Below are 9,009 nucleotides of genomic sequence, written 5' to 3'. Positions count from 1 at the left end.
ACCCGCCCTCCTTCGTTTGCACGTCCTGAAAGGGATCTGACGCCATGAGCCAATCCCCGGCGAACGAACCCGATCCGATCTTAGCCGGGTTGAAGGGCCGCTGTCCGCATTGCGGCAAGGGCCGTCTCTTCTCCGGATTTCTGAAGCCGGCGAAAGCCTGCGACGAGTGCGGGCTCGACTATGATTTCGCAGATTCCGGTGACGGACCGGCCGTATTTGTAATCCTGATCATTGGCTTAATCGTCTGCGGACTCGCGCTCTTGCTGGAGGTCACCTACGATCCGCCGCTGATCCTCCATCTCGTTCTTTGGGTCCCGATGACAGTGATCCTCGCGCTACCGCTACTAAGGATGCTGAAGGGTGTGATGATCACGCTGACCTATTCAAACGATGCGCGTGAGGGACGTCCAAAAGGCCATGGCCGAACCCGATCGGGACCGGACGAGATCGAATGAGTTCCTCTGGCACCAGCGATGAAGGACTGGCCACCGCCCCCGAGCCGATGGGGCAGGTCAAGTTCTCGGTTGCGCTGACCCTTTGTGTTCTCGGGATCGTTATCCTCGCCGGGCTCGGCACATGGCAGATGGAGCGGCTCTTCTGGAAAGAAGCGCTGATCGAACGAATCGATCGGCGGATCGCCTCTGATCCGATACCACTCGATGCAGCTATTTCTGAATTTCAGGAGACGGGCGACGTCGACTACCTCCCAGTGAGATTGAGCGGAGAATTCCTGGAAGGCGGCGAGCGCTATTTCTTCACCACCTTCGAGGGCGCCACCGGCTGGAACGTCTATACGCCGCTGCTGACGCCGGACGACAAGCTGGTCATCGTCAATCGCGGGTTCGTGCCCTACGAGCAGCGCGAGCCGGAGACGCGCGTAGAGAGCCAGCCCCAGGGCGAGGTCTCGCTCGAAGGCATCGCGCGTAATGCACCCGAAGAAAAGCCCGGCTATTTCGTTCCGGAGAACGATCCCGACGCGGACACATTCTTCTGGCGGGACCTCGGGGCGATGTCGGCGGGACTCTCGATCGATGCTGGCGTCGATCTAGTGCCTTTCTTCGTCGATGCGAAACGCGACCCGGATGCCGACGCGCTGCCGGTCGGCGGACAGACCATCGTCTCGCTCCCAAACAATCACCTGCAATACGCTTTCACCTGGTACGGTATCGGCCTGGTGCTCGTCGTCATGACGGTGCTCCTCGTCGTGCGGCGGGTGCGGGCCCGGCGCGGCCAAGCTTCGCGGACAGCTTGACAGGGAGGGGCGTGATGCCTTCATTCGAGCCATGACCGTACTCGACATGCCATCGCCGAACGTCGCTGCGACAAAGCCCGCGCTCAGGCTTAAACTGTGCGAACCGCGCGGCTTTTGCGCCGGCGTCGACCGGGCGATCCAGATCGTGGTTCTGGCGCTCAAGAAGTATGGCGCGCCGGTCTATGTGCGGCATGAGATCGTGCACAATAAATACGTCGTCGACGGGCTGCGCGACATGGGTGCCGTCTTCGTGAAGGAGCTTCACGAAGTGCCGGACGATGGACAACCCGTGGTTTTTTCCGCCCACGGCGTTCCGAAATCTGTACCGGCCCGGGCCGAGGCACGAGACATGTTCTATCTCGACGCGACCTGCCCACTGGTCTCCAAGGTCCATAAGCAGGGCCTACGCCACGTAAAGCTCGGCCGGCACGTCCTCCTCATCGGCCATGCCGGCCATCCGGAGGTGGTCGGCACGCTCGGCCAGCTTCCCGAGGGCACGGTAACGCTGATCGAGACCGAGGAAGACGTCTCCGCCTTCGAGCCAGCCGACCCGTCCGCCCTTGGCTTCATCACCCAGACGACACTTTCCGTCGATGACACGGCGGGCGTCGTGAAGGCGCTTCAGGCGAAGTTCCCGGAAATGCAGGCGCCGTCGTCGGAATCGATCTGCTATGCGACGACTAACAGGCAGGATGCGGTGAAAGTCGCCGCGCCCGAGACCGACCTCTTCGTCGTCGTTGGCGCACCGAACTCGTCCAACTCCAAGCGCCTCGTCGAAGTCGCCAAGAGGTTTGGTGCGAGGGACGCGATGCTTGTCGAAAACGAGCGCGAGATCCCGTGGGAAAGTCTCAAAACAGGCGCCACTATCGCGCTTTCAGCCGGAGCTTCCGCGCCAGACATTCTCATCGACGCGATCATCGCGAAAGCCCGTGAAAACTTCGACGTCGATCTCGAGATCGTTCAGACGGCCGAGGAGAATGAGCTCTTCCCCGTAATGCGCTCGCTCCGCGACGTGCCGCTGACAGAAGCCGACATGGCCTTCGTCAACGGCTCCGCCTGAGGGATCAGCACGCATGGCCGTGTATACGGATGTCGGTGAGGCCGAACTGATCGCCTTCCTTGCCGACTACGACCTAGGCCAGGTGCTTAGCTACAAAGGAATCGCGGAAGGCGTCGAGAATTCGAACTTTCTCCTGCGCACCACCGGCGGCACCTTCATCCTCACCCTTTACGAAAAGCGTGTCGCTAAGAACGATCTGCCCTTCTTTCTGGGGCTCATGCAGTATCTCGCCGAGCATGGCCTATCCTGTCCACTTCCGGTCCAGCGTCGTGACGGCGAAGCCCTTGGCGAACTCGCGGGACGTCCGGGGGCGGTCTTCACCTTTCTGGAGGGCATGGGGGCGCGGCGGCCGACGCCCGTCCACTGCAGGGCCGTCGGCTCGGCGATGGCGAGGCTGCACGCGATCGGCCAGGGCTTTTCGATGCAGAGGACGAACGGTCTCGCAATGGAGGCCTGGCGGCCACTCTTCGCGTCTTGCCCGAACCGTGTCGACGAGATCGAGCCGGGGCTAGCGGACGAAATCGGATCAGAGCTCGATGATCTGGAAGCCAACTGGCCGCGCGATCTTCCTTCGGGCGTCATCCATGCCGATCTCTTCACGGATAACGTGTTCTTTCTCGGCGGCGAGCTTTCCGGCATCATCGATTTTTACTTCGCCTGCAATGAACTTCTCGCATACGACATCGCGATCACGCTCTGCGCGTGGTGCTTCGAGGCAGACGGCAGCTTCAACATCACCAAGGGCGTGGCGCTCCTGAAGGGGTACCAAGCCGTGCGTCCGCTTAGTGAGAGCGAAGCCGATTCCCTCCCAATTCTATGCCGGGGAGCTGCGATGCGATTCCTGTTGACCCGGCTCTACGACTGGCTGACGGTGCCGGACGGCAGCTTCGTGGTGAAGAAGGACCCTCGGGAATACCTGCGCAAGCTGCGATTCCACCGAAACGTCAGTAGAGCCGGCGAATACGGCTACGAGCCGATTGGAGTGAACGTTTGAGTAAGGAAAACCGGGTCGAGATCTATACGGACGGCGCCTGCTCAGGCAACCCAGGTCCAGGCGGCTGGGGCGTTCTTCTCCGATTTGGCGAGCACTCAAAGGAATTGAAGGGTGGTGAGGCGAACACCACCAACAACCGGATGGAGCTGCTGGCCGCCATCGAAGCGCTGTCGGCCCTGAAGCGCCCCTGTGCCATCGATCTGCACTCGGATTCCTCCTATATGCGCGATGGCATCATGAAGTGGATCCACGGTTGGAAAAAGAACGGCTGGAAGACCGCCGACAAGAAGCCGGTCAAGAATGCCGAACTTTGGCAGCGGCTGGACGAAGAGCGTTCCCGCCACGACGTGACCTTTCACTGGGTGAAGGGCCATGCCGGCCACGAAGGCAACGAGCGCGCCGACCAGCTCGCCAACGATGGCATGGAGCCGTTCAAGAAGAAGGCCCGGTCAGCGTAGAACGAGCGCGCCGAAAGGCTTATTCCGGCCGGAACACCGCCGTCAGACCCTTTTCGCCGTCGTCGAAGACCGCGGTCAGCACCGGGGTTTCGGCATCCTTCGGTCTTTCGTCTATAGGAATGCGGAACGTGGTGGTGCCTTCCCCGTACTCCGAAAGCTCAGCCTCGCCGAAATACCAGCCGTCCGGCCCCAGCACGAAGGCATCGGCGACATCGGATCCGGCTCGCAGTCCCAATATCAGCGCGTCTCCGTCGATCGAGGCAGTCAGATCTGTGGGTTTGACCTGGGTCGGAAGGTTGCTGAATGCGGCCTGGACATCGCCCGCCCGATCAAATGTGGCGGAGAGTTCCGCCTGCACCGGAACGCAAATGGACTCGCAAACACCAAGAAAGACATTCGCGAAGATCGCCCCGCTGATTGTCTCGTTTTCGCCGGGAGTCAGGAGAAAGGGAAGAGAGAGATCCGACTTGTATCCGTTTGCGCGGGCGAGATCCTCCCCGAAGCGTTCGGGTAGAGGCGCTAGGATGGCACTTTCGCCGACCCCTTCTGTGCGCGAGAAATCGATCTGCGGCGGAATCCCCGACGGCCCGGGATCCAGCCAATAGGTCTTCCAGCCAGGCTCGAGTTCGATCTTCAGCGCCCCCCGTACCAAGCCATGCGCGGTCGGCGTTTCGGCGAGGAGCGTGAGTGTGGCGAACTCCGTCCTGGCAACCGGGCTGGACGATCTCTCGGCCGAGACCGCGGAGCTGTGCGTCCCGACAACGGTAATACTCGTCGCGATGGCCGCGATGCGGGTAAAGGTCGCGACGGATCGTTTCATGAAGGCTCGCCTTTCAATCGCGGGGTCGGAAAACCCGTTTGGGCAGAGTGTCTTGCACGGCAGCAATGTCGCGCGCCACTCATGTCTTCGTGTGCGCGTACGCGGGCCGCGTGCCGGACTTCAACATACAGGCTGGCAATTGGCATCATTCGATGTCACCTTGAAGTTTGATCACACGCTAACGGAGTTCGACCCGTGCGCATCGACGAGGTGGCTGACGAAACGACGACGTCGCTTGAGGGGCATTTTCTGATCGCCATGCCCGGCATCGAGGGTGAACCGTTCGAGCGCACGGTGATCTATCTCTGTGCCCATTCTGCGAGCGGTGCGATGGGCTTCATCATCAACAAGCCGCAGTCGACGAGCTTCCCCGAACTCCTGACCCAGCTCGGCATTGTCGAGAGCGAAGACGATATCCGTCGCCCAGAGGGCAGCATGGAAGTCTCCGTTTGCCGCGGCGGTCCGGTTGAGCAAAGCCGCGGCTTCGTCCTCCATTCGGCCGACTACGACTCTGAATCGACGGTGACCGTGGACGATGAGATCGCCCTGACTCCCACAACGGATATCCTTCGCGCGATGTCTCAAGGCATCGGCCCAAAGACGGCGATCATGGCACTCGGCTATTCCGGTTGGGCGCCGGGCCAGCTTGAGCAGGAGATCGCCCAGAACGGCTGGCTCACCTGCAAGGCGGACCTCTCGATCATTTTCTCTAACGCGCTGGAAAACAAATACGATCAGGCGCTTGCCTTGCTGGGCATCCAGCAGGCGTTCCTGAACGCGGAAGCCGGTCACGCCTGATATCCTATTCGGTCGCCGGCTTCAGGCTGTACGGCGCAGGCCCGGTTCCTTGGCGACCAGCATGCGTCGCGCCTCTTCCTGGTTGAGCGGTTTCGCGTAGAGGAAACTCTGGGCGTATTCGCACTTCATCTGGCGCAGGGTCGCGACGTCGGCCTCGGTCTCGACGCCCTCGGCGACGATCTTGAGACCGAGATCGTGCGCCATGGTGACGATGCTCTTCAGGATTACCGGACGCTGCGGCTGGGAGTTGTGCTTGAGGAACGACTGATCGATCTTCAGCGTGTCGAATGGGAAACGCATCAGATAGGCGAGCGAGGAATAGCCCGTGCCGAAATCGTCGAGCGAAAGCCCGACGCCGCGCTCGACAATGCGGTCCAGAAGCTGGGCCGAGCGCTCCGGATTGTCCATCACCAAAGACTCAGTCATTTCGAGCTTTAGGGCCGATGCCGGCAGGCGGTAACGCTGGAGAACGGTGTCCACATCGGCGATGAGGTCTTGAGTGATCAGCTGCCGGCTGGAGACGTTCACCGACATGAAGAGCTTCGTGTCGCCGGTCGCGCGGTGCCAGTCGCTAAGGCGTTTCGCGGCTTCCTCCAGCGCGAACTGGCCGAGCTGGACGATGAGTCCCGAGCGCTCGGCGAGCGGCACGAATTCGGCCGGCGAGATTTTGCCGCGACGCGGATGATCCCAGCGGAGGAGGGCTTCGAAGCCGGCGATCGTTTCGTCTTCCAAGGCAACGATGGGCTGGAAGGCAAGCGCCAGTTCGTGCCTTTCGAACGCGCGCCGTAGGTCCGTTTCGAGGGCTACTCGGTTCGAGCCGATCGCCTTGTAGGCGGGACGGAAGGGCTCGATCCGGTCGCCACCCATGCGTTTGGCCTGATGCATCGCGAGATCGGCTTCCGTAAGCGCCTCTGGCGGGGTCTGGTCGGAAGACCAACCGGTGAGGCCGATCGAGGCTGTCAGAACGATATCGCGCTCGGCAAAGGCAATCGGCGCGCGGATCGCCTCGCGCATGTGCTCGGCGAAGCTCGCGACCGCATCCGAACTGGTTTCGGAGACGAGGATCGCGCCGAACTGATCGCCGGAGAGCCGGGCGAGCGTATCCTGGGGCTTTAGAGTACGTTTCAGGCGGCGGCCGATCGTCAGGAGGATCGTGTCTCCGGTGGCGAGGCCGTAATCGTCGTTGACCTGTTTGAAGCGGTCGATATCGATGACGAAGACTGTTGGCGAGATCCCCTCGCTGTGGGCGGCCAGCGTGTTGATTGCCTCCAGCCGGTCCATGAAGACTTCACGGTTTGGAAGCCCGGTGAGTTGGTCGACCATGGCGTCCTGAAGCAGGCGGTCTTCGGCCTTTTTGGCAGAGGTGATGTCTTTCAGCGTGCCGACGCATCGCATAACTTCGCCATCTGTACCCAGCATCGGGCGGGCGCGGAGTGCGAGCCAGTGATAATGGCCGTCGCCGTCTCGCACCCGAAAATCCTGGTGCATGCGGCCGCGCCGATGTTCGATGATCGTGTCGAGGGTGAGCTTGAAGCGATCGCGGTCGTCCGGATGGAGGACCGGAAGCCAGTTGCGTGCAGGCCCGTTCATGGCGTCGACGGGGAGGGCAGAGAGCATGGCGCTCTCCGAATCGATAAAGATGCGATCGCGGATCACGTCCCAATCGAAAACGGCGTCTCCTGAGCCGGCAAGGGCCAGAGAGCGGCGTTCGAGGTCCGAGACCAGGCCTTGCGCGAGGGTTCCGCCGGCGAAGCCGTGCTGCATCACCGTGAAGCCGATGAGGAGCACGATCAGTACGAGGCTTCCGCCGAGAGCCGGCTGAATGATGTCGTTCGAGATCCGACCCGTTACGGTCATCCAGGCTGCCCAGATCCAGACGATGAGGAGAAGCCACGTCGGGAGCAGCATGACGGCGCGGTCGAAGCGCTGAATGCTGAGCGAGATGATGGCGGCGAGACCGAGCGCGGCCGTGAACGCGAGGCTGACGCGAGTAATGCCGGCGGCTGAGACCGGATCGACCAGCGTATAGGCGCCAATTGCGCCGACAGCCGCCAGCACGACGCCGGAGACGATCGTGAGATAGCCGTGCCAGCGGTTTAGACTGAGATAGGCGAACAGGAAGAGGATCAGCGTAAAGAGAAAGGCGACCTCGACGCCAGCGCGCCAAAGGGGCTCCTGGCCCGGCGCAAAGGGCATCAGCTTTTCCCAGAACTGAAAATCGATGCAGATGTAGGCAAGCACCGACCAGGAAAGAGCAGCGGCGGCCGGAAACATCGCCGAGCCCTTCACGACGAAAAGGATCGTCAGGAACACTGCGAGAAGCCCGGCGATGCCGAGTACGATGCCGCGATAGAGCGTGAAGGCGTTGACGTTCTCCCGATAGGTTCCGGGCTCCCATAGGCGCACGTCCGGCAGGCGCTCGGCGGTAAGCTCGGCAACGAAGGTGACGATGGCGCCGGGATCGAGTGTCACGAGAAATTCGTCGGCTTCGCTGGAGACCTGCCTCTCGAGCGCGAAACCCTGGCTGGGCGTGATCGCGGCGATGCGCTGGGAGCCGAGGTCGGGATTCAGCACACCGGAACCTGCCGGCGTAAAATGCGGAGCGACGATAAGCCGGTCGATCTGCTCGTCGCTCTCATTGGTGAGTGCGAAGACGGCCCAATCCCCGTTCGCCTGCTGGGTCGTCGCGTCGATCTCGATGCGGCGCACGATGCCTTCAGGGCCCGGCACCGCGGAGACCTGAAAACTGCGCCCGGCATTGCGATAGACTTCTATCGCCGGGCGTAGGTCAATGACGCTCTCGTTGGGCGAAACTGCGACCACGTCGAGCGCGTGGGCTGGAAGCGTAAGGGCGGCGAGACTTGCTAGGGCTGCGAAGAGAACGAGGCACGAGCTCAGAAAGGCTCGCACGTTTTCACGTGTGTGCCGCAGGAATCGCCGTCGGTATTCACCGCCGGTCATCGATCGGGCTCGTGAAAGCAACACGACGTACTCTGTACTCCCAACCCGTGCTCTCTTCGTCCGTCCATCGCGCCCGATCGCGGCCATTCTTCGGCAAGCAGCGAATAGAGGCTATGGTCTTCCCATTCTCCAGCGATCCTAAGATACCGCCGGAGCAGACCTTCGTGGGTGAAGCCACACCGCGTCAAGAGACCGATAGACCGCTCGTTGGCCGGCAGACAGGCCGCCTCGACCCTGTGAAGGTTCTCGACATCGAAGGCGAAGCGCGTGACCTCTCGTACCGCTTCGCGCATCAATCCTTGGCCTGCGAACCGTTCTCCCATCCAGTAGCCGAGCGTCGCGACTTGGGCTACCCCACGCCGGATGTGGCTGAGCGTCAACCCGCCCATCAGAACATCCTCATTCATATCGAAGATGAAGAAGGTGAAACTGCTGTGGGAATGCGCCTCGCTGTAATAGCGTCTGAGCCTTGAGCGGAACGCGTGAACCGAGAGCTCGTCGCGGCTCCACTCCGGCTCCCAGGGTCTCAAGAAGGGAGCGCTTTCGCCGCGAAGCGCGGCCCACTTCACGTAGTCGCTGCGCTTTGGCAACCGCAACAGAACCCGCTCGCCCCTCAAGACCGGGCAATGCGGTCTCAAGATGGCGTCGAGCAGGTGCATCACGCGT

9 protein-coding genes are annotated in these 9,009 nt (G+C 61.8%); 6 read left to right on the top strand and 3 right to left on the bottom strand.

The window, feature by feature from the left end; genetic code table 11:
* The first annotated feature begins 44 nt into the window (after positions 1 to 44).
* The 5 genes from FP2506_RS11960 to rnhA are packed head-to-tail and all read left to right on the top strand — an operon-like array spanning position 45 to position 3,764.
* Positions 45 to 455, top strand: a complete 411-nt coding sequence (locus tag FP2506_RS11960) for a DUF983 domain-containing protein (RefSeq protein ID WP_007067756.1) — start codon at positions 45 to 47, stop codon at positions 453 to 455.
* Positions 452 to 1,252, top strand: coding sequence for an SURF1 family protein (locus tag FP2506_RS11955; RefSeq protein WP_007067755.1), 801 nt, complete (start codon positions 452 to 454; stop codon positions 1,250 to 1,252). The genes FP2506_RS11960 and FP2506_RS11955 overlap by 4 nt, the downstream gene beginning before the upstream one ends.
* Before the next feature lie 31 nt (positions 1,253 to 1,283).
* Complete coding sequence (gene ispH, locus FP2506_RS11950; RefSeq protein ID WP_007067754.1) at positions 1,284 to 2,312, top strand: 4-hydroxy-3-methylbut-2-enyl diphosphate reductase; 1,029 nt, start codon at positions 1,284 to 1,286, stop codon at positions 2,310 to 2,312.
* Positions 2,313 to 2,325: 13 nt separating this feature from the next.
* Complete coding sequence (gene thrB, locus FP2506_RS11945; protein WP_007067753.1) at positions 2,326 to 3,306, top strand: homoserine kinase; 981 nt, start codon at positions 2,326 to 2,328, stop codon at positions 3,304 to 3,306.
* A complete protein-coding gene (rnhA, locus tag FP2506_RS11940) occupies positions 3,303 to 3,764 on the top strand; it encodes a ribonuclease HI (RefSeq protein ID WP_007067752.1) in 462 nt (153 codons plus the stop codon). The genes thrB and rnhA overlap by 4 nt, the downstream gene beginning before the upstream one ends.
* 19 nt (positions 3,765 to 3,783) lie before the next feature.
* Here rnhA and FP2506_RS18060 read toward each other — a convergent pair whose 3' ends face one another.
* A complete protein-coding gene (locus FP2506_RS18060) occupies positions 3,784 to 4,584 on the bottom strand; it encodes a protein-disulfide reductase DsbD domain-containing protein (protein ID WP_007067751.1) in 801 nt (266 codons plus the stop codon).
* Between the two features lie 195 nt (positions 4,585 to 4,779).
* Here FP2506_RS18060 and FP2506_RS11930 point away from each other — a divergent pair, with 195 nt between their 5' ends.
* Positions 4,780 to 5,382 carry a YqgE/AlgH family protein gene (locus FP2506_RS11930; protein WP_007067750.1) on the top strand — a complete coding sequence of 201 codons (603 nt, stop codon included), beginning with the start codon at positions 4,780 to 4,782 and terminating at the stop codon, positions 5,380 to 5,382.
* A 21-nt stretch (positions 5,383 to 5,403) separates the two neighbouring features.
* Here the strand turns inward: FP2506_RS11930 and FP2506_RS11925 are convergent, their stop codons facing one another.
* Both FP2506_RS11925 and FP2506_RS11920 read right to left on the bottom strand, forming a co-directional pair.
* A complete protein-coding gene (locus tag FP2506_RS11925) occupies positions 5,404 to 8,343 on the bottom strand; it encodes an EAL domain-containing protein (RefSeq protein WP_007067749.1) in 2,940 nt (979 codons plus the stop codon).
* Positions 8,340 to 9,002 carry a GNAT family N-acetyltransferase gene (locus tag FP2506_RS11920; RefSeq protein ID WP_007067748.1) on the bottom strand — a complete coding sequence of 221 codons (663 nt, stop codon included), beginning with the start codon at positions 9,000 to 9,002 and terminating at the stop codon, positions 8,340 to 8,342. Before FP2506_RS11920 ends, FP2506_RS11925 begins: the two co-directional genes overlap by 4 nt.
* Between the last annotated feature and the right edge of the window lie 7 nt (positions 9,003 to 9,009).

Origin of the sequence: Fulvimarina pelagi HTCC2506 (genome assembly GCF_000153705.1) — a bacterium.
GTDB classification, from domain to species: Bacteria; Pseudomonadota; Alphaproteobacteria; order Rhizobiales; family Rhizobiaceae; genus Fulvimarina; species Fulvimarina pelagi.
Note: the sequence above shows the minus strand (reverse complement) of the source record. Positions and strands in the feature narration are given on the sequence as shown.